Below are 19,933 nucleotides of genomic sequence, written 5' to 3' on the forward strand. Positions count from 1 at the left end.
TGAGTTTATGTACGAGTCGTGGTGCCGTACATGATTTCGAACTCTTCAAACGTAACTTGAATCAGATTCCTGCAGGTGCATTTATCCTTGCGGATAAGGGTTATCAGGGAATTTATACAGTGTATCCAAATAGCCTGTTGCCATTAAAAGCCAAAAGACACTGTAAATTGGATCCTGAATTGAAAATCTATAATCATGAAATCAATAAAAGAAGAATCGGAATTGAGCATGTATTTGGCAGCCTGAAAACCTTCAAAATCCTTGCTGAGCGTTATCGAAATAGAGGTAAAAGGCTTGGTTTGAGATTCAATTTAATCGCTGGAATTTATAACTTAGAGCTGAGTGAAAAATGACTTATGAAAGAAATCTAATGTAAGTTACTAACTATATTGGTAAAGAGCAAAACGCAAAGGTGACATGCCTTTGCGTTTTTTTATAAAAACTTAAATTTTGATAAATACCATATTCTTAATATGAGGTTTTTAAATAAAATTTTTTCAATGAATCCATAACCAAGTTCAATGAATAATCTAGCCGTGTTGGGTCGCATTCAATTCAATAAAAGCGTAAATTGATGAGGCATCCACCGTTAAACCACCTTTCTTATGTTTCCAGTTTGGATCTTATTCACTTTAATGGCTGCTTTTATGCAGTCATGGCGCAATGCATTTCAAAAGCAACTCAGTACCACTGTTGATGTGTATGGTGTCACCCTTGCACGGTTTATTTTTGGGCTCCCATTTGCCTGTATTTATTTGTTCGTGTTGTACCAGCAACAGCCTGTGAGTCAGGTAACCACATTTACACCTATGTTTTGGGTCTATGTGGTGATTGCAGGACTAAGTCAAATTTTAGCGACGATTTTAATGGTCTTGCTTTTTAAACAAAAGAATTATGCCATTGGTGTTGGTTTAGCGAAAAGTGAAGCGATATTTGCGGCCATTGTTGGGGTGATTTTCTTAAGTGAACATTTAAGTTTATTTGGTTGGATTGGTGTTTTGGTTGGTGGTGTTGCCATTTTTCTTTTAAGCAAAGGTTCTCAACGACAAAAATTATCTCTGCCAACGTTATGCATCGGTGTAGGTAGTGGATTAAGTTTTGCAATTACCTCTTTATTGGTTCGTGAAGCCAGTTTAGAGCTAAGTGATTTACCGACTTTGCATCGTGCGGCGTGGGTGTTGTTGAGTGTAATTGGCTTTCAATGTGTGATTATGCTGCTGTACCTCAGTCTATTTAGCCGTAAAACGCTCATTGCCATGTGGGATAGAGTCGGTCTGACCTTTCGCGTTAGTGTCTGTAGCTTTCTAGCGTCTTTGGGCTGGTTTACTGCTATGAGCATGCAAACGGTTGCGATTGTTAAAACCCTAGGTCAAATCGAAATCTTATTTAGCCTCTTAATCTCTGCATATTTCTTTAAGGAAAAACTCGCAAGAACCGATCATTGGGGTTTAGCCCTAGTGGTGATTGCGGCGATTATGGTGATTTGGGCTTAATGTGTGCTTTAAACAGACATGAAGGTAAAAAAGTCCGAATTTAAGTCAGATTTTCGAATATTTTTTTTAATTAAAAGATGAGAAATATTTGATGTCCACTAGGATATTTATCATGGAATTGTTTATGATTTAAAGTATGACTAAACTTTGAACATGATTGAAAATTCTCAAGTTGTTCAATCTATATATTTATTTTTCAAATTTTAGCGTTAAATTTTTATATTATTTTTTATTTATATTGCCAAAATAAACAATGTATTGATGGGAGGGCTTAAATTTGGAAATACTCATACAAACATTATCCTTCCCAGCGTTGTTAACTATTTTAGCTTCGGCTTTAGGCTGTGGATTGCTCATCGGTTTGGAGCGTCAACGTAACAACAATTTGGACAGTGAACAGAGCTTTGCCGGTTTACGCTCATTTACCATTTGTGCGCTGTTTGGAGCATTGTGTTTTTTAATCCATTTAGCTGTTGGTGTAATCGGTGCAATTGTCGTCAGTGTGTTTAGCTATTATGGATTAAGCCAGCAAAAACAAGATATTGGCACAACCACAGAACTAGCTTTTGTTATGACCTATTTAATCGGCGCTGCTTGTGTATTTAATATTCCATTGGCTGCGTGTTTGGCTGTGGTGTTGACCCTCATATTAGTTGGAAAAAAAGGCTTACATCATTTTGCAGCACATTGGATCAAAGACTATGAGTTAAGAGATGGTGTATTTTTACTGGCATTGATCCTAATTGCCTTACCTTTAACGCCGAATCAGGCCTATTGGGGTTCTGTATTAAATCCCTATGTGATTTTAAAATTACTGATATTGATCTTGGTGGTGCAGTCATTAGCGCACATCGCCAAGCGGCTTCTATCTTCTGATAAAGCGATTATCTTATCGGCCTTGGCATCAGGTTTTGTGTCGAGCACAGCAACAATCGCAAGCTTAGGCATGGAAGTGCGAGCAGGAAAAGCCAGTGCCAAAAGTAATGCAGGGGCAGGACTTTTTTCATGTGTTGCGACATTGGTTCAACTTTTGATCATTGTCCTTGGGGTGAGTTTTGCTTGGTTTAAAATATTAGTTATACCAAGTATCGTCGGCATCTTGATATTGGTCCTTACTGCGTTATATCTGATTTATGGCTCATCTCAACAGCATAATAAAGAGTCAGAACCTGAAATGCTTCGTGTAGAGGCGAATGAAACAGTGCCGTTAGAAAATACTGATAGTCGAATGTTTAGCTTAAAACAGGCGGCAATCATTGCCATCACGCTTACTTTGATCCAAGCACTTGTTTATGGATTAAATCTCGCTTTAGGTGATAAAGGCTTAATTTTAGGGACATTATTAGCATCACTCTTTGAAGTCCATGCAGCTATGGCAACCGTGGTGATGCAAGGTAATATCGACAATTTAACATTGGTTTATGCTGTGGTGATTGGATTATCAGCCCATGCGATTTCAAAATGTGTGAATGCATTTCTCACAGGTGGCTGGAAATATTTTCTATATTTTGCACCAACACAGTTACTTCATATGCTGTGCCTAATCGCGGTTTTGCTATTCAGTTTAAGATAAATGAGCCAAGTGACTGCTTCTTATTATTCATGGCGCAATTGCATTAATCTGGCTTTAATTTGTGGCCAACTGGTTGAAATCCAACATACCAGCGAACCTAATGTCACCAAAATGGCACCATGCCAAAAACTTAAACTCAGTGGTGTCTGTAATATAAACATTGAAATAACCGAAGAAAAAATCGGACTAAAATACGATAAAGTTACCAATATCGTAATATTGCCTTTTATAATACCTACATTCCACGCTGCATAACCCAATGCGGTCACGATGGACACGATTAACATATACTTACCGGTATGTAAGTCTACGGCAGGCATTCGCGGGATACCGTGAAATATCAACATTTTTAGCCATAGCACAATGGTGATCACGACGAAAAAGAATGAAATAGGGTTATGCCCATGACTGTATTTACGTGTAATCACACAATAGAGTGACCATAAACTCGCGCCCATAAAAGCAAGAAAATAGCTAAAGGGATTGGACTGAATGTTGGTAAAGACTGTAGACCAGTTAAAACTTCCGTTACCAGTTTGGATTAAAATAATGCCGCCCAAACTAATGGCTAAACCAATGATTACGAAAAAGTTAAATTTTAATTCTTTAAATAATATTAACGCGGCAATTGTCAGACTCGGCCATAAATAATTGACCAAACTGATTTCAATCGCTTGTTGAGCTGTTTGAGCCAAAGCAATGGCATACGAAAAACACAACTCATAAATCACAAATAAAAGGGTGGCGTATATCAAAAATTGGCGCGGAACCAGTTTAAGGTTTGGAATTTTAAATAAGAGCAATAGAATAATTGCGCTCAAGGTATACATAAAGAGCACAGCAAGATCAGGGCCAATACTGAAACTAATTTTCTTAAGTAAACCAACAATAGAAGACCATTGTAAGATTGCACTGAATCCAATCAGCGTTGCAAGATTTTTGGACATGATTGCTCGAAGATTTCGCAAATGGCGAATGAATTTTTAATTTTTATTATAGTCTTTATTCAGTCGTTTAGTATAAGCGTGAAATTATCAAACTCTATTTAATTAAAAAGATTTAGAGCTCGTCGTACGTCAAGAGCAGCATGGCGATGAACTAGGTTTAGGTTCTGGTTTATTAACACAAGATTTAAAATTTGGTCAATATATTCATACCTGTATTCGTGCGAATCCAAATTTTCACTTAGCAGAGGGCGTTAAGTCGGCAATTATGATTGGCAATGGCTCAGGAATGGCGGGTTTGCTTTCACATCTTAAGCAACGTGTCGCAACAGAGCACTATCAAAACTGGTTAATTTATGGTGAGCATTAACAAGATTTCGATGCAATTTTTGCTGATGAACTGCATGAATTACAAAACCAAGGTAAAATTTCAGAAATCGATCGGGTATTTTCTCGTGATGGATTTGCTGAAAAATATGTGCAAGATGTCCTAGTTGTAAAAAAAGCTGAATTGGTTGATTGGCTAGAGCAAGGGGCTTGTCTCTATATCTGCGGCAGTTTAAATATGGCCAAAGCGGTAGATGCAACTTTGCAAGATATACTGGGCATTGAACAATTGCATACACTGCGTAAAGCAGGTCGTTACCGCCGTGATGTGTATTAAAAATAATGGCTATTCAATAAATAAAGTAAAAAATCCTCCAAACGTGGGGGATTTTTATGTTTTCTGAATTCATTCAGCATTTATGCCTCACATATATTTTAAAATTGTGCTGAAAAATATTTGAATGACAATTGCATATTGGATGTACAACATCTACTTTAAATTTAGCTGAAGTAACTTTTAAACGTATTGAAAAATAACAGCTAAAAGCGATAATTCATTAAATGACTCTTTTAAGAAAGTTTATTTTCTTTGACGGAGGAAGTTTAAGGATTACTTTGGCTTTGTTGCACAAACCTATCGTTAAGGGCTTATTCCACAATATAATTTTCAAATGAATAAGCCCACACCTAAAATTTACCGTACTCTCAATTGGTCTACATACAACCGCGCACTTATTAATCGTGGAAATATTGCCATTTGGTTTGATTCAAAAACTCAGTGGTATGCACAAGCAAAGGGCAAACAAGGTCGAAATCAAACCTATTCTGATATAGCAATCCAATGTTGCCTAATGATTAAATCCCTATTTCGACTCTCTTTACGCATGGTTTCAGGTTTTGTTCAAAGCCTGATTAAGCTTTGGGGATTAGATTGGACAGCTCCGGATTACTCCACCCTTTGTCGTAGACAAAAGCATATTGATATTGCGATTAGCTATCAAAAAAGTAGTGATGGGCTACATCTACTCGTAGACTCCACTGGCTTGAGATTTCTAGGTGAAGGTGAATGGAAACGTAAGAAACATGGACCTGAATATCGTCGTCAATGGCGCAAGCTTCATATTGCTATAGATGCTGAAACCCTTCAAATACGTGCAGTACAGCTTACTACAAATAATGTGAGCGATTCGCAAGTACTCGATGATTTACTTTCTCAAATTCCCTTGGATGAACGAATTGATTCGGTCTATACTGATGGCGCATATGACACAAAGCTCTGCCGACAAGTCATTTCAGATCGAGATGCACATGCGGTGATTCCACCTAGAAAAAATGCGAAGCCATGGAAAGATAAAAAGACCAGCTCGCTAGAGCGAAATGAATTACTTCGTACTGTTAAACATCTAGGTAGGACGCTATGGAAAAAATGGTCAGGCTACCATCATCGAAGTTTGGTTGAAACCAAGATGCATTGCATCAAATTATTGGGCGATAAATTAACAGCAAGGAGTTTTCCTAGTCAGGTGAATGAGATTCATGCACGTGTAGCAGTTTTGAACAAATTCACAGAATTAGGTCGCCCTCATACCCAAGTTGTCACTTAAATTTGAGTTACTTAGGGAAACTCTATCTTTAAAGCCTTTATGCAACAAAGCCGGTTCAATGCTTAATGTTCTAAAAAACAGAACAATCTATGCAAATCATTCTAATAGACAGAAATGTGTTTAGAATTTAATTTCGACTTAGAAAATAAGGATTTAGCAAAATTTAAATAGCGCTAAATGCGAAAGAAATATTGCAATTGTCGAGATGAACTATGAATGCCATTCCAGTACTCAATTTATTTACCCAACCTCAGTGCAGTACATTTGATGCTAACGACTGGAATATTTTGGCGCAGCATTGGTATCCCGTTGCATGTGTAGAAGATGTTTCGATTGAACCGCAACAAGTGCAATTACTCGATGTAAAAATGGCGTTGTATCAAACTGAAAGTGGAAAAATTCATTTGGTTCGTGATATCTGTCCACATCGTGGGGTGCCATTAACCAAAGGCTGGGTCAAGGGTGAAGATATTATTTGTCCATATCATGGTCTACATTATAACGGTGCAGGAAAGTGTGTAAAAATTCCTGCACAGCCTGAGCTGACACAAATTTCAGAGCGTTTTTCATTAACTAAATTTCCAGTCGTATTGAAATATGGATTGGTGTGGACCAGTTTATTTAACCGCGATGAATCTACGGCCAATTTTCCAGATTTAGACACGTGGGATACAGAGCAGCACCAATCTATATTGCCACCTTATGTAGATATTGATGGTTCAAGTGGGCGTCAGCTCGAAGGTTTTATTGATGTTGCACATTTCGCATGGGTGCATCATGAGAGCTTTGCAGATCGTGAAAACCCTAAAGTGCAAAAATATTCGACAGTACGTACGGACTATGGACTACATACAGAATATCTCAGTGATGTGAGTAATTATCCGCATGGCTTACAACATTTAGCGCCAGAAGACTTTTTATGGAAAAGAACGTTTGATGTCTATCCGCCATTTTCTGCAATTTTAACCATCGATTTTCCTGAAAATGGGGTATTGAAAATATTAAATGCCTGTTGTCCTGTATCGCATAATAAAACCCGTTTATTTGTGCCTTTAACTCGAAATTTTGATACCACAGGCGATTTACAAGCGGTCTATGATTTTAATGCACAAATTTTTGCTGAAGATCAGGACATGGTGGAAAGTCAAAAACCTGAGGAATTGCCACTGGATATCAGTATGGAGGCGCATTTCGAAGCAGATCGCTCATCGACAACCTATCGTCGAATATTAGCCGAATGGGGGCTAAGCAAACGTTATACCGTTTAATTTTTATTTTCGAATAATTTCATTCTTGGTTTTCATACAAAAAAAGCGACTCAATCGAGCCGCTTTTGACTTTGTACATAAAGGATTAGTTTACACGTATCCATGTTTGGCTGCGTCCAAGCGCAGATACACCAATATAGCCACGACCATTCAAGGTCTTGCCGTCATTCGACATTTTGGCATTGAAACTATAGGTTTTACCATTTTTCGGGTCAGTAATTTTACCGCCGTCATAGGTATTTTTACCGGTATTTTTCAAACCATTCACGATTTGCACACCGAGTAGTGGTTTATTGTGGAATTTACCTACACATTTTTGGCAGTTTTCTGCTTCACCCGGGGTGAGTACATCCACGATTTTTGCAGATAAAACGCCCTTTGATGTTTCATTAAATTGAACTACAGATAAAGGTTTTTTGGTTTGGTCATCGATGGTTTTCCATTTAGTACCATGCAATGGATCAGCAGCCAAAGCTAAGCTAGACACCAGTGACAAACCGATTAGGCTAAGAGTTGTTTTTATCATTTTAGAACCTCTATTGAACATAGTAAGAGATGTGCATCCCTGATCTTCCAAAGGGTGGATACACAAGACTTGGAAAATTACAAAGCATCAGCCTTGTTGTCTTCAAGGGCTATATTCACAAAAAAATAAGTATATATTGTGGATTTTATATACTGATTTTGAATATGTAGAATCTGGATCGTGTAGAAAAATAGAATAAATGTTGAGCTTTGTTTATAACATTTGGGATTTGTATCACTTTTATAAATATCAAACGCTGTTTGAGCTGAAAAATTTAGAGCTACAATCCCAAAAAAAGCCGGAGCTAAAAGGCTCATTTAAGTTTTCAATTTTTGCTCTAATCATGTTGAATTACATTAATTTGATTTGAAGCAATAACGCTAAAGAGCTATGTATAGCATTCATATTTTACAATTAAATAAAATCATTTCATTCATAGATCAGTTCTCGTTAAGCTTGTGTTATGAATAATATGAAAATGCAGCTTGTTCACTGAACGAGATTAAGTGTGTATAGGAATAACGATGAAAAATTTTAACAACAAAGTCGCAGCCATTACTGGAGCAGGTTCAGGTATTGGACAGCAATTAGCCATTCAACTGGCTCAATCAGGTGCGCATCTAGCATTAAGTGATCGCAACCTCGACGGCCTTGCACAAACGGCTGAAATGATTAAGCACACCGGTGTGAAAATAACTCAGACCCAGTTAGATGTATCTGATCGTGCCGCTGTCGAGCAATGGGCGGCTGCAACCCAAGCTGAATTTGGCCAGATCAATTTGATCTTTAATAATGCAGGTGTCGCGTTAGCCAGTACTGTAGAAGGTATGCATTATGATGAAATTGAGTGGATTATGAATATTAATTTCTGGGGCGTGGTATATGGGACAAAAGCATTTTTACCGTATTTAAAACAAAGTGGCGATGGACATATAGTTAATATTTCCAGCTTATTTGGTTTGACGGCTCAACCGACTCAAAGTGCCTATAATGCAACGAAGTTTGCGGTACGAGGTTTTACTGAATCTTTACGCCAAGAATTAGACTTGGAAAATGCTGGAGTCAGCGCAACTTGCGTGCATCCGGGTGGGATTCGAACCAATATTGCAAATAGCGCGCGTATGAGTGACAGTATTCGTGCGTTAGGGATGAACCCAGATAGGGCAACCAAAGCATTTAATAAAGTGCTAAAAACACCGCCTGAAGTCGCAGCAAAAGTCATTTTAGATGCGGTAAAGCAGAATAAACGTCGAGTTTTAATTGGTAATGATGCCAAAATTATTGATTTAATTCAGCGAATTGCACCTACACGTTATGCCCAAGCCATAGATCTACTTAGTGGTAAGAAAAAACGTAAATAATTCAAAGATAAGTAAAAAAGGGATGATGCAACATGATCCCTTTTTTATCCTATAGAGCTCTTAATTTCGAATATTGAATTTTTAAGTTTAAATGACAAGAAAATCAAAAAATTGAGTTTTCGATTAAACAAAGAAGATGTAATTTTCCCATCTTCTTTGTAGTAGTAATGCTTTTGAATATTATGAACTTTTAGAATCTTGAGCCGTTGTCATCGGCGCTTGTGTGGCTACTCGTTTGGTCAAAATGACATGTGCAGCGACACCGATACAAATCCCCCAAAATACTGAGCTTAGCCCTAAAAAATGCATACCTGAGGCTGTCGCTAAAAAAGTGATTAGCGCCGCATCACGGTTGGCCTCATTTTTCATTGCAACGGACATGTTTGTTCCAATCGCACCTAATAACGCTAGACCTGCAAGTGCAGCGACCAACTCTTTAGGTAATAGGCTAAATAACATGACAATGCTGCCTGCAAATAAGCCGCCTAAAATATAAAAAATACCATTGGCAATACCGGCTATATAACGTTTTTCTTTTAGTTCATGTGCATCTTTGCCCATACACATGGCTGCGGTGATAGACGCTAAAACAATAGTAATGCCTCCGACACATGCGACAACGAGCGAGGCAATACTGGTCGCTGTAATAATGGGCTTAGCTGGCGTGTCATATCCACTGAGTTTCATGATCGCCATCCCCGGAAGAAATTGACCACTCAGACTGACTAAGATTAAGGGAATCGCCAAATTTAAAGTCGAGTTCCAAGTCCAAATTGGGGCAATAAACTGCGGTATAGCGAGTTGAAAATTCACATCAACAGGATTAATTTTTCCTAATGTAAAACTCAGGATGACACCAGTCAGTAAGACCCAAATCATCGCGTAGCGTGGCGATAGTCTTTTAGAAATCAGAAAGACCAATAACATGCCAAAGACAATGATCGGCATACTATCTGTAGCAGTGAACAGTCCAAGCCCAAACTGAAATAAAATACCTGCCATCATTCCCGCAGCGACATCTTGAGGAATCCATTTTAGGAGTTTGTCAAAATAGCCGGTGATTCCAATCAAAAATATAACGATAGCAGACGTGATATAAGCTGCTATGGCTTCATTCAGTGAAATATTCGGAAATAGGGTGACTAAAAGGGCTGTACCGGGCGCTGACCACGCGGTAATCACCGGGGTTTTATATTTAATAGAGAGATAAATACCCGCCAGCGCAGCACCAATAGAAATCCCCCAAATCCATGAAATCATCATGGCTGGGGAAACTTGAGCTTTTTGTGCGGCTTGGAAAAAAATAATCAGTGGGCCTGAATATGAAATCAGCACGGCTAAAAATCCTGCAACCGTCGCTGAGATCGACCAATCTTCTTTTAATGTTTTTAACAGGGGTGCCATCGCTTTTGCCTCCATGCGACTATGTCAATGAGCCTGTTGAATTAAACCAATGACGGTATAGCGTTTAACCTTGATCTCCACCACCAACAGGGACGACTGTTCCTGTCATATAAGATGAATCATCGGATGCCAAAAATAAGATGGCATTCACTTGTTCCTGAATTGTGCCATAGCGTCCTAAGAATGTACGGTCAATGGTTTGATCGACCACGTCTTGCATCCATTGTTTTTCATGATCTGACAATGGGTTGGCGTTTCTAGGTACTTTTCGTGGTGGCGCTTCTGTACCACCTGTAGCTACGGCATTGACTCGAATACCATCTTTGGCATGTTCAAAAGCGAGTGCAGAGGTTAAGCCATTTACCCCACCTTTTGACGCTGAATATGGCACACGGTTAATACCACGGGTTGCAATAGAAGATACATTTACAATTGTCCCTTGCTGATTTTGAATCATTTCAGGTAACACGGCTCGGCAGCACCACATAGTTGGAAATAATGAACGATTAACTTCCTTAATGATTTCTTCTTCTGAAAACTCTTGGAAGGGCTTCATCCAAATCGCACCGCCAACGTTATTGATTAAGATATCAATTCGACCATATTTTTCAATGGCTTGGGCAGCAACTTCTTGGGCGCCTGCAAATGTTTCAAGATTGGCTTTAACAATAATGGCATCGCCATTATGGGCTTGAATATCGTTCAGCGTCTCTTCAACAAAATCTGAGAGATCTGCCAATACCACTTGAGCGCCTTCTCGAGCCACTTGTAGTGCTACTCCACGACCGATACCTTGAGCGGCACCGGTAACGATGACAACTTTATTGTTAAATCTGGCTTGTTCTGACATTAAACTATTCTCCCTTAATTCGCTGAGAATTTTTCAAACAAAAAGTTTGCAGGTTTAACGCCTTCGGTATCTAACCAGCCACGTACCGCTTCGACCATCGGTACAGGACCACAGAGGTAAATATCCACATCGCCATTGTTTAACCAATCTTTTTCAACATGACTGGTCACATAGCCTTTACGTTCATGCTGTGACTCAGGGTGAGCGACCACAGTACGGTATTCGAACCACGGGAGTTTGCTTTGTAATTCATCGAGCTTGTCTTTTGCTACGATGTCAAAGTCATTGGTTACGCCAAATACAAGACGAACAGGTTGTTCAGAACCTTTTTCTTCAAGCACTTGTAACATGGACATAAACGGCGCAATACCTGTACCACCTGCAAGCATGACCACAGGGCGGACAACATTACGCAGATAAAAACTACCAAAAGGTCCTTTGAAGGTCATTTTGTCGCCGGCTTTCGCATCGGCACTCAGGAAAGTACTCATTTTGCCTTCAGGGACATTACGAACCACGAAGCCTGTTAAACGATTGCCCGGCTTTGAACTAAACGAATACGAACGAGTTTCTTCAGTCCCCGGAATGCCGACATTGACGTATTGACCTGCCAAGAAGTTAATGTCAGGTTGACCTTCATCCAGTTGAATATCAAAGGTAATCGTAGAATCCGACATATTTTCAACACGAGACAATGTGCCTTGAAACTCATGAATTTCAGTTTTACACACGTCAGATGATGCACTGATTTGGAAAACAGCATCTGAACTTGGACGACATTGACAAGCTAAAATATAACCTTGCTCAGCTTCTTCGGGGGTTAAAGCATCTTCGATATAAGATTCTTCAGGCATGTCGTAAGTACCCGACTCACAAAATGCACGGCATGTCCCGCATGCGCCATCACGGCAATCTAGAGGGATATTGATTTTTTGACGATAGGCTGCGTCGGATAGGGTTTCACCTTGAGCAACACTAATAAAACGAGTAACGCCATCTTCAAATTGAAGTGCAACATTATGGTTTGACATGGCTGAATATCCTTTTGAAAATCTGGTATAACGTGTCCTTTCAGCCAAATATCCTTCTGGCTGAAAGTAAAACCTTGCTTAGTGAAATAAGCTTTTAGAGGTGATAAATATCAATAACTTGGTTGATATAATCGTTTTTCAGAACAACATATTTGCTGAGGATTTTTGGCTGCTCACCTGAAAAATCAATTTCATAACGTGACATGCCAAAGTAGCTATAGTTGGTTTTGTAGCGGAAACTTAAGGTGTTCCAGTTAAAACGCACCGTTACGTTGTCGCCATCACGTTCAATAATCTCGACGTTATTAATGTTATGGCTGGTTCGTGTATCCGGCATCGTGGCAGATGAACGCTCGGTTTTAATGCGGAAGACACGGTCTTCTAAACCTTGACGGTCTGGATAATAAATCAAAGAAATCTCAGACTGTGGATCTTCCGTGAGGCGGTCATCGTCATCCCAAGCCGGCATCCAAAATGATGCAGATGGGGCATAGCACTCTAGCCATTCATCCCACTGTTCATCATCTAAAAAACGCGCTTCGCGGTAGAGGAACTGAGATACAGCTTCAATGCTTACGCTGTCTAAATGTGCAGTTGCATTCATGCGACATCTCCTTGTTCATTTGCGACTTGTTCAGCTAGTTCTTTTTCTTCAGCGATGGCATGTTTCATGGTTTTTAACCAATATTGATGCTGAGCAAGGTAAAGACCTTCATCTTCCGTTTTGATGCCACTTAATAGCGGTTTTAATCCAATTTCATTGGCTGCATCATCCGGTCCATGAATCCAGTGTTTTGAACCACGGCACATGTCGTTCCATTCCAGCTCAATTCCTGCATAACCTGCTTGGCAGGCACGGAATTCTTCTAAATCGTCAGGTGTTGCCATGCCTGAAGCATTAAAGAAGTCTTCATATTGACGAATACGACGTGTACGTGCTTCTGGCTCTTCACCGACAGGGGCGATACAGTAAATGGTGACTTCAGTTTTATTGACAGAAATCGGGCGTAAAACTCGAATTTGTGAACCGAATTGATCCATCAAATAGACGTTTGGATAAAGACATAGGTTACGTGAACGCTCGATCATCCATTTCGACATCGGTGCGCCGAATTTTTCGGTATATTCATCGGCTTTGCTAAAGTTTGGCCGGTCTTCTGGGTTAGCCCATTGTGTCCACAACAACATGTGACCACTGTCAAAACCATAAGAACCACCGCCTTGCTTGCCCCAAGAACCCGCACTCATGGCACGAATATTATCTGCCGCTTGTGCTTCTTTACGGTGCTGAGTGGTCGCTGCATAGTTCCAATGCACGGCTGATACGTGATAGCCATCTGCGCCATTTTCAGCTGTCAGTTTCCAGTTACCTTCATAGGTATAGGTAGATGAACCACGTAAAACTTCCAAACCGTTTTCCGACTGACCTTCGATCATGTCGATAATTTTGGTGGTTTCACCTAAGAATTCTTCAAGGCTTGGCACATCAGGATTTAAGCTACCAAATAAAAAGCCTTTATAACTTTCAAAGCGTGCGACTTTTTTCAAGTCATGTGAACCATCTTGGTTAAAGCAATCTGAATAACCGGCTTCAGCAGGGTCTTTAACTTTGAGTAATTTACCTGAGTTATTAAAGGTCCAACCATGGAATGGACATGTATACGTCGCTTTGTTGCCTTTTTTATAACGACATAACTGTGCGCCACGATGTGAGCAGGCATTGATCATGGCATTCAGTTCACCATTACGGTTACGTGCAATGATGATCGGCTGGCGACCGATATGAGTCGTGTAATAATCATTGTTATTTGGAATTTGGCTTTCATGTGCCAAATACACCCAGTTACTTTCAAAAATGTATTTCATTTCAAGATCAAATAACGCTTGATCGGTAAATACTGAGCGGTGCAGTTTAAATTCACCAGTGTCAAAATTATCGACAAGAAGTTCATCAATACGATCTAGATGGCTGGTGTTAATTACAGGAATACGTGGCATGTCCATTCTCCGACTGTCCAATGAGGGGATAGTCGCCGAGTTGTCAAACTTGGATGAGACAGCTCGGCTTCCTTAGATTGAGTAATTAAGCGCTAGCGCGTCGACGATCAACTTCAGTATTTGGTGCTGCAGCTTGTTCTTTAACTAACTCAACATTAAAGCTAATGTGCTTAAACGGTTGGTTTAGACCACGACGTGCAATTTCAGCTTCGTCTGTGATATCAACAGCAGTTGCCACCAGACCATCACGAGTTGCAAAGGCAAAGTCGTCCCAAAGGTATTTATCACCTTCGATGTTGAATTGAGTAGTTAGCTTGCGGTAACCCGGTGCAGAGATAAAATAATGTACATGTGATGGACGGTTACCATGACGGCCTAGTTTGTCTAAAACAAATTGAGTTGTACCTTCTGGAGGGCAGCCATAACCAACGGGCATCGTAGTTTGTGCAACATATTTACCGTCTTGGTCAGAAAGAATCGTACGGCGAAGGTTAAAGTCAGATTGAGACTTATCAAAGAAAGAATAGTTACCTAGGCTGTTGGCATGCCAAATTTCAACTTTAGCGCCTTCAATGATGTTGCCTTCGGTATCTGTTACCGTACCTTCAATAAACAGAGTTGGAATTTTATCGGTTTCCGTACCATCGTCCATACGAGCAAAGCCCACTGATTCAGGTGCGCCAGCCACATATAAAGGGCCTTCAATGGTACGTGGTGTACCACCTGTAATACCTGCTTTCGCATCAGCTTCATCGGCACGTAAATCTAGATAGTGCTCTAAACCTAAACCAGCGGCTAAAAGACCTAATTCGTTCGCTTGACCCGCATCTGTAAAATACTCTAGACCTTTCCATAGTTCAGTTTGAGTAATATCTAGATCTTCAATCGCTTGGAATAAATCACCCAATAAACGTACCACAACTTGTTGTACACGTTGGTCAACAGGCCCTATTGCTGTATCTACGTTCATTTGTTTAACCAGAACATCAATCTCTTGACGGTTCATACTATATCTCCTTAAGTATGCATTTAAGTATGGGTGGCTATCACTCGATAAAAGAGGTCTTTGGCTGCCACGTTCCTTGTTTGGTTGTCTAACAATACTTTTTAAGTTGTTTCGTGTAGCAGGTGAAGTTTCTTTCAGGTATGGGCTGCACGATGTTTTTGATCTGTTGGATGGGATTAAATTTGCTTAATCCTGTCTATGTGATATACCTTAAAAGAATAAAATCTTCACGTCGAAGATCAAATTTGCATTTTATTATACTTAATAGGTATTGATAGCCATGGAACTAAGACACTTAAGATACTTTGTCGCGGTGGTTGAAGAGCAGAGTTTTACCAAAGCGGCAGAAAAACTATATATAGCTCAACCACCTTTGAGTCGGCAGATTCAAAATTTGGAACATGAGCTTGGAATTCAGTTATTTGAACGCGGTAGCCGTCCGCTTAAGACTACAGAAGCAGGCCAATTTTTTTATCATCATGCTTTAAAACTTTTGTCTAATGCAGAAGAAATTAAATCAATGACGAAACGAATCGGTTTGACAGAAAGAACAGTGACAATCGGTTTTGTGAGCTCTTTATTGTTTGGTTTACTCTCGAATATTTTGTACTTATTCAAACAACAACATCCACATTTAAAAATAGAAATGGAGGAAATGGCGACCACTGAACAAATCAAAGCATTAAAGGAAGGTCGTATAGATGTCGGCTTTGGGCGTTTGCGTATTTCAGACCCTGCGATCAAACGGGTTTTACTTCGTGAAGAACGCTTAGTAGTAGCCTTACACGCTAGTCATCCTTTGGCACAAAAAAAGGAAGGTATATATCTTGCAGATCTGATCGATCAACAATTGATTTTTTATCCAAATCACAACAAACCAAACTTTTCGACCCAAGTGCGTGGCATATTTTCAGAGTATGGTTTGGAACCTAAAAAAGTACGCGAAGTACGTGAATTACAACTGGCTCTAGGCTTTGTTGCAGCTAATGAAGGGGTTTGTATCACTCCAATGAGTGCCCAAAGTGTGCAATTAACACATTTAACCTTTGTTCCTATCTTAGATGAAGCCGCGATTAGCCCAGTATTTATGGCTGTACGTAATATGGATGAAAGCGAAGATATTCGTGGTTTATTTGATAGTGTTTATCAAGTATATGATTTAGAAGCGATTCCTTATGATCGTGCTGTGTTTTAAGTAATGTGTTGATAGACGTTCAGATGAACAGCAGTTATGAAATGATCTATTTAAATAAAGCGGAATCAAGGGATTAATTTATATTCTACTTTTTAGGTATACAAACATGCCTAATCGGTTTTGGACATTAAGCACCGACTTATTCATTGTGAAAAGCGAATTTTACAAGCTTCACAATTAGGAGGTGGGCTATGCAAAACCAGAAAATTAATATTAATACCTTGGTTGATGAAGCCAAATTTACGCCATTTCATTGGGGTGTTTTGATTTGGTGTCTTTTGATTATTATTTTTGACGGTTATGACTTGGTGATCTATGGCGTTGCCTTACCGTTGTTGATGCAAGAGTGGTCCTTATCTGCGGTACAAGCCGGCTTACTGGCAAGTACGGCTTTATTTGGCATGATGTTTGGTGCCATGTGTTTTGGCACATTGTCCGATAAAATTGGTCGTAAAAAAACCATTATGATCTGCGTCGGTATTTTTAGTGGTTTTACCTTCTGCGGTGCTTTTGCAAGTACTCCAGTTGAGTTTGGTATTTTACGCTTTCTTGCCGGTCTAGGCATCGGTGGTGTTATGCCGAACGTTGTGGCATTAATGACAGAATACGCGCCAAAACGTATACGCAGCACCTTGGTTGCACTAATGTTTAGTGGTTATGCCATTGGTGGTATGGCTTCAGCGTTATTGGGTGCTTGGTTAGTGCCTGTATATGGCTGGAAAATCATGTTTTATATTGCAATTATTCCATGTCTTGCATTGCCTTTAATTTGGAAATTCCTCCCTGAGTCATTGATGTATTTAACCTCAAAGCATCAAACAGATACGACTCGAACGATTGTCTCTAAAATTGCCCCTGAACAAGTCCTCACAACAGATACTCAATTTGTACTCAATGAAGTTTCTGAAGAAGACAAAGCTCCGTTAAAAGCATTATTTCAACAAGGCCGTAGTTTCAGTACGTTCATGTTCTGGATTGCATTTTTCATGTGCTTATTGATGGTTTATGCACTTGGAAGTTGGTTACCAAAATTGATGATTCAAGCTGGCTATTCGCTAGGTGCAAGTATGATTTTCCTCTTTGCACTGAATATTGGTGGAATGGTAGGTGCTATTGGTGGAGGTGCTTTGGCAGACCGATTCCATATCAAGAAAGTACTAAGCATCATGTTCATGTGTGGCGCATTGGCTTTAATCTTACTGGGCTTTAACAGTCCGCAAATGGTTCTGTATACCTTAATTGCTGTTGCTGGTGCAGCTACTATTGGTTCGCAAATCCTACTTTATACCTTTGTCGCACAATACTATCCAACTACGGTACGTTCTACAGGTATGGGCTGGGCATCGGGGATTGGACGAATTGGTGCAATCGTTGGACCGGTACTTACTGGTGCGCTGTTAACCATGAATTTGCCGCATCAAATGAACTTCTTGGTGATTGCCATTCCCGGTGTCATAGCTGCATTAGCGATCTTTATGGTGAATTTGCAAGCGTCAGTAGAAGCGTCTACTCAAGGTCAGTCGCCAAAACTCAATACGCAAGCTATCAAAAATCCAGCGAATTAAGCCGATATTTAAAGATTTAACATTACCCCAAAATTTTAAGTTTCCAGGCCCTAATGCACAGCATGAGGGCTAGTGGAAAATTGTGACAAAAAATAAGGAAAGGGCATTGCCCAAATCGAGGTCAGGATGAAAACTCAAAAGCTAAATTTAGTCAAAAAAACCTTTAAAATTAAACCGATGATACTGGCTTGTGCAGCCGTGTTCCCCATGTGGACACATGCGGCAGTCAGCGAAGCTGAAGTTGAGCAGTTGCGTGAAGAAGTCAAAGCGTTAAAAGCCATGATGCAGCAATATGTTCAACAGCAAAACACTTTGTCGAGTGAAATCAAAGACGTAAAACAAGGGTCTGTAGTTGCTGCGCAGAATCAAAAACCGACTCAAACACCGAGCCTGAGTTTAAATACCAAATCGGGCGCTGAGTTTAGCTTGTATGGCAATGTGCGAGCAGATGCATCTTATCAGGCAGAAGGCGGCAGCTTATCTCGCCTGTATAACCAAATGAATAGTGTTCCGATAGAAGGGAATGCTGAAAGTTCAGATCGTTTAAAAGCAACACTTGCTGCCACACGTTTAGGCCTAGACTTTAAAACGCCGACTCAAGTGGGAGATGTAGGCGGTAAAATTGAAGTCGACTTTTTGGGTGCAAATGATGGACTACGTATTCGTCATGCCTATTTAACCTATGGCAATTGGTTGGTGGGGCAAACATGGTCTAACTTTGCTGTACCTGATTATATGCCTGAAACCATTGATGCATTGGGCTATGTCGGTGGTGCTGTTAAACGTACACCGCAAATTCGCTATAGTCACAAATTTAGTCCTGAGACAAATCTCGTGCTCGCAGCTGAAGATTCTAAAGATGACAGCTCAAATATGCGTTTGCCTGCATTAACTGCGCGTTTAAATTATAAAATGATAGATACGCTGACGTTGAGCGCACGTGCGATGGGTGCTGAAAAGAAAACGGATACGGATACAGAAACCGCATGGGGGCTTGGTCTGGGCGCAAAACTAGATTTGACGGATAAAACAGTGCTCAAAGCGGATTATTACCATGTCAAAGGCGACAGTAGTTTTGTGTCATGGACCAACCAAGGTTTTGTGACCAATGCGGATAAAGACATCATCGCCACCAATGAATTTGACTCGATTACAGTAGGTTTAACTCAACAAATTTCAGCACAATGGCGCGGAACATTGGGCTATGGTTATATGAAAGCAGATAATAATGCTGATTATGTCAACTCATTAGTCGATAAAACCAAGGCCAATAAAAACTTGTGGCAAGCATGGGCAAATGTATTTTACAGCCCTGTTAAGCCGATTAGTTTAGGTCTGGAATATGTCTATGGTGAACGTGAAGCTTTTGGTGCTGCGCCAAATGGCAGTACCAAGGGTGAAGATAACCGAATCAATGCGGTCGCGATGTACAACTTCTAATGCCGTTACAGAGAATTGTTTAATTTAAATTGCCTTAAAATTTCAATATCAATTTAACGAGAGTGTGATTGAAAGTATGTTCAGGATTTGACATCTGACTTTCCGACAATCTTTCAATGCGTACTCTCAATCCATACACGCCCTTGATCTTTATCGATTGAGGGCTTTTATCTTATTTAGAAACTTTTATTTTTTGACTAAAAAATATAATTATCTGTTTTATTTCATTTAACAAATCATTTGAATATAAAAATACGAAGAAGGATATTGATAAAAATCATGAATTTTGAAATATTTTGATACATACATGACGATAAAACATACTACAATCCTTGCCGTCAATTTCGT

General features: G+C 39.7%; 18 protein-coding genes. 10 read left to right on the plus strand and 8 right to left on the minus strand.

Annotated features, from left to right (window positions below):
• The 3 genes from FTT88_RS11295 to FTT88_RS11305 form a co-directional block, all read left to right on the plus strand.
• Positions 1-353: transposase family protein (locus tag FTT88_RS11295; protein WP_180173929.1), on the plus strand; the 353-nt coding region annotated here is incomplete at its 5' end.
• Between the two features lie 252 nt (positions 354-605).
• Positions 606-1,493, plus strand: a complete 888-nt coding sequence (locus tag FTT88_RS11300) for a DMT family transporter (protein WP_180173930.1) — start codon at positions 606-608, stop codon at positions 1,491-1,493.
• 277 nt (positions 1,494-1,770) lie between these two features.
• Positions 1,771-3,066 carry an MgtC/SapB family protein gene (locus tag FTT88_RS11305; RefSeq protein WP_180173931.1) on the plus strand — a complete coding sequence of 432 codons (1,296 nt, stop codon included), beginning with the start codon at positions 1,771-1,773 and terminating at the stop codon, positions 3,064-3,066.
• Positions 3,067-3,089: 23 nt separating this feature from the next.
• Here the strand turns inward: FTT88_RS11305 and yddG are convergent, their stop codons facing one another.
• Positions 3,090-4,013, minus strand: coding sequence for an aromatic amino acid DMT transporter YddG (gene yddG / locus FTT88_RS11310; protein ID WP_180008125.1), 924 nt, complete (start codon positions 4,011-4,013; stop codon positions 3,090-3,092).
• Positions 4,014-4,488: 475 nt separating this feature from the next.
• Between yddG and FTT88_RS11315 the strand changes: the two genes are divergently transcribed.
• From FTT88_RS11315 to FTT88_RS11325, 3 genes are all read left to right on the plus strand, one after another.
• Complete coding sequence (locus FTT88_RS11315; RefSeq protein ID WP_180173932.1) at positions 4,489-4,674, plus strand: hypothetical protein; 186 nt, start codon at positions 4,489-4,491, stop codon at positions 4,672-4,674.
• 334 nt (positions 4,675-5,008) lie between these two features.
• Complete coding sequence (locus FTT88_RS11320; protein WP_180004513.1) at positions 5,009-5,941, plus strand: IS5 family transposase; 933 nt, start codon at positions 5,009-5,011, stop codon at positions 5,939-5,941.
• 212 nt (positions 5,942-6,153) lie between these two features.
• Positions 6,154-7,209: a Rieske 2Fe-2S domain-containing protein gene (locus tag FTT88_RS11325; RefSeq protein WP_180004511.1), complete on the plus strand. Its 1,056-nt coding sequence runs from the start codon at positions 6,154-6,156 to the stop codon at positions 7,207-7,209.
• 85 nt (positions 7,210-7,294) lie between these two features.
• Here FTT88_RS11325 and FTT88_RS11330 read toward each other — a convergent pair whose 3' ends face one another.
• Positions 7,295-7,735 (minus strand): DUF2147 domain-containing protein, encoded by a 441-nt coding sequence (locus FTT88_RS11330; RefSeq protein ID WP_168379617.1) that lies wholly within the window; start codon positions 7,733-7,735, stop codon positions 7,295-7,297.
• Between the two features lie 524 nt (positions 7,736-8,259).
• Here FTT88_RS11330 and FTT88_RS11335 point away from each other — a divergent pair.
• On the plus strand, positions 8,260-9,096 hold the full coding sequence (locus FTT88_RS11335) for an SDR family oxidoreductase (RefSeq protein ID WP_180004509.1): 837 nt from the start codon (positions 8,260-8,262) through the stop codon (positions 9,094-9,096).
• Positions 9,097-9,276: 180 nt separating this feature from the next.
• Here FTT88_RS11335 and benE read toward each other — a convergent pair whose 3' ends face one another.
• From benE to catA, 6 genes are all read right to left on the minus strand, one after another.
• Positions 9,277-10,500: a benzoate/H(+) symporter BenE gene (gene benE, locus FTT88_RS11340; protein WP_180004507.1), complete on the minus strand. Its 1,224-nt coding sequence runs from the start codon at positions 10,498-10,500 to the stop codon at positions 9,277-9,279.
• A gap of 64 nt (positions 10,501-10,564) precedes the next feature.
• Entirely contained in the window at positions 10,565-11,350 is a 786-nt protein-coding gene (benD, locus tag FTT88_RS11345) for a benzoate diol dehydrogenase BenD (protein ID WP_180004505.1), read from the minus strand.
• 14 nt (positions 11,351-11,364) lie between these two features.
• Positions 11,365-12,381: a benzoate 1,2-dioxygenase electron transfer component BenC gene (gene benC / locus FTT88_RS11350; RefSeq protein WP_078190731.1), complete on the minus strand. Its 1,017-nt coding sequence runs from the start codon at positions 12,379-12,381 to the stop codon at positions 11,365-11,367.
• A gap of 94 nt (positions 12,382-12,475) precedes the next feature.
• Complete coding sequence (gene benB, locus FTT88_RS11355; RefSeq protein ID WP_180004503.1) at positions 12,476-12,985, minus strand: benzoate 1,2-dioxygenase small subunit; 510 nt, start codon at positions 12,983-12,985, stop codon at positions 12,476-12,478.
• The gene (gene benA, locus FTT88_RS11360) at positions 12,982-14,379 is read right to left on the minus strand and encodes a benzoate 1,2-dioxygenase large subunit (protein WP_180004501.1); all 1,398 of its coding nucleotides are present in this window, start codon (positions 14,377-14,379) and stop codon (positions 12,982-12,984) included. Before benA ends, benB begins: the two co-directional genes overlap by 4 nt.
• Positions 14,380-14,464: 85 nt before the next feature.
• The gene (catA, locus tag FTT88_RS11365) at positions 14,465-15,385 is read right to left on the minus strand and encodes a catechol 1,2-dioxygenase (RefSeq protein ID WP_180004500.1); all 921 of its coding nucleotides are present in this window, start codon (positions 15,383-15,385) and stop codon (positions 14,465-14,467) included.
• A 280-nt stretch (positions 15,386-15,665) separates the two neighbouring features.
• Here catA and FTT88_RS11370 point away from each other — a divergent pair, with 280 nt between their 5' ends.
• From FTT88_RS11370 to FTT88_RS11380, 3 genes are all read left to right on the plus strand, one after another.
• Positions 15,666-16,580, plus strand: coding sequence for a LysR family transcriptional regulator (locus tag FTT88_RS11370; protein WP_180004497.1), 915 nt, complete (start codon positions 15,666-15,668; stop codon positions 16,578-16,580).
• A gap of 191 nt (positions 16,581-16,771) precedes the next feature.
• Positions 16,772-18,145, plus strand: a complete 1,374-nt coding sequence (locus FTT88_RS11375; protein WP_180004495.1) for an MFS transporter — start codon at positions 16,772-16,774, stop codon at positions 18,143-18,145.
• A 177-nt stretch (positions 18,146-18,322) separates the two neighbouring features.
• Complete coding sequence (locus FTT88_RS11380; RefSeq protein WP_257223057.1) at positions 18,323-19,585, plus strand: DcaP family trimeric outer membrane transporter; 1,263 nt, start codon at positions 18,323-18,325, stop codon at positions 19,583-19,585.
• Positions 19,586-19,933: the final 348 nt, after the last annotated feature.

Source organism: Acinetobacter sp. YH01024 (genome assembly GCF_013420195.1).
Lineage (GTDB): Bacteria > Pseudomonadota > Gammaproteobacteria > Pseudomonadales > Moraxellaceae > Acinetobacter > Acinetobacter amyesii.